The sequence below is a fragment of the Caballeronia glathei genome (assembly GCF_000698595.1).
Classification (GTDB): Bacteria; Pseudomonadota; Gammaproteobacteria; order Burkholderiales; family Burkholderiaceae; genus Caballeronia; species Caballeronia glathei.
Genome location: NZ_JFHC01000218.1, coordinates 1 through 1552, shown reverse-complemented (window position 1 = coordinate 1552; position 1552 = coordinate 1). Strand labels below are relative to the sequence as shown.

1 protein-coding gene and 1 pseudogene are annotated in these 1552 nt (G+C 65.1%); both read right to left on the bottom strand.

The genetic code is table 11. From position 1 onward, the window contains the following. Positions 1-175: 175 nt before the first annotated feature. Positions 176-485, bottom strand: a pseudogene (locus BG61_RS38380) (DUF4148 domain-containing protein). An 85-nt stretch (positions 486-570) separates the two neighbouring features. After that, on the bottom strand, positions 571-1552 hold a 982-nt coding region (locus tag BG61_RS38375), incomplete at its 5' end, for a TolC family protein (protein ID WP_035943612.1).

Genomic DNA, 1552 nt, shown 5'->3' with positions numbered 1-1552 from the left:
TCGTACTTCTACGACCACACCCTGAAGCACGACCAGTTGGGCGTGCGGCTCTTTCCCAAAACTCAACGTGTGGAACTCCTCGTTTGCAAACACTCCGCGTCGGCGTCGCGCACGTCGGTGATCGGCAACAGGTCAACCGCAAACATGCCGGCGAGCCGCCGTGGCTTTGTGCGCCTCAATTGGGTGGGGCCTGCTGGCAATCCGCCTGATACCAACGTTCGACCTGACGCTGCGCCGCCTGCAGATCTTCCGGATAGTTCGGATCGAAGGACGCGAATGGGTCGTACCCCGCCTTTTCCAGCGCCGCCAGCTCACTTCGGTTGCACTCGGGCGTGATGGGCGCGTTGGTCTTGCAAGCGGCGAGATCGCGGCATTCCGTTGCGCTCAGATGCGCCGCGCCTTCCGGCATGCCGCCCGCGGCACAGCCGGCGAGCGAAAACGTCAACGCGGAAACCCATCGGCCAGATCTTCGGTGAGTTCTTCATGGCACGTCTCCCTCTGGAGACTGAAGAGTGCGTCCACAACGCGATCGTGATGACAGAGCGGTTTTGAGTCCAGCAGCGCATCCAGTTATCGTGCCAAGGCCGCCGACGGTGTCGAGTCGAAGCTTCCGCCCAGCGCGAGATACAGGCGGATGCGGTTTCTGCGCTGCAGGCCCCATAGTTTGATCAGATCCGCTTCGGTAGCGAGCTCGGCCGTCTGCAGGTTCGAGACCCACAACAAGTCTCTGCGGCCGGCCTTGTACTGCACCGTGGCGATGCGCACGGCCTCACTGCGCGAATCGACGGCGCTCCTTTCCAGCGGCAATCGTTTCGCCAGCAGTTGCTCGTTCGCGATCGAGTCCTCGACCTCGCGGAATGCCACCAGCACGACGCTGCCGTAGCGGGCCACCGCCAGCGCCTGTTGCGCGGTGGCGATCTTGACCTGGGCTTGCAGCGCTCCGCCCGTGTAGATCGGGATCGACGCGCCGATCGCGGCGGTCACGAGCCACGGATTGAGGCTCAGTGCGGAGAAGAGCGGTTCCCCGAGCCGGCCGCCGGCGAACGAGAACGAGAAGTCAGGGAGCAGCGCCAGCTTGGCCGCTTCCTCCTGACGAAACGCGGCAAGCACCTGACGCTCCGCGGCGACGAGGTCCGGACGGCGTTCGAGCAGGGCTGCGGGCAGGCCCGTCGCCGGAGGCACTGGCAGCAGCGGATAGGTTGTTGCGACTTCGATCTCCGCGGCGGGATAGCGCCCGAGCAGCACTTCCAGCCCGCGGCGCGCTTCGCCGTACGATTCGCGCGCGGCCTCCACGGAACTGAGTGCCAGTTCGAGCTTGGCGCGCATGTCGGCCACGTCGAGGTCCGAGTCCTTGCCCGCGGAGCGCCGCACCGTGACGAGGTCGAGCAACTGACGATAGATGTCGACGGAATGTTCGGCGAGTGCGAGCAGCTGTTTCGTTTCGATCGCGAGGTACCAGGCCTGTGCCACCGTTGCGGCAAGCGACTGCCGTGCATACGCATAATCCAGCGCGGTCGCTTCATATCCCGCTTCGGCCGCGGCTCGCTGGGCG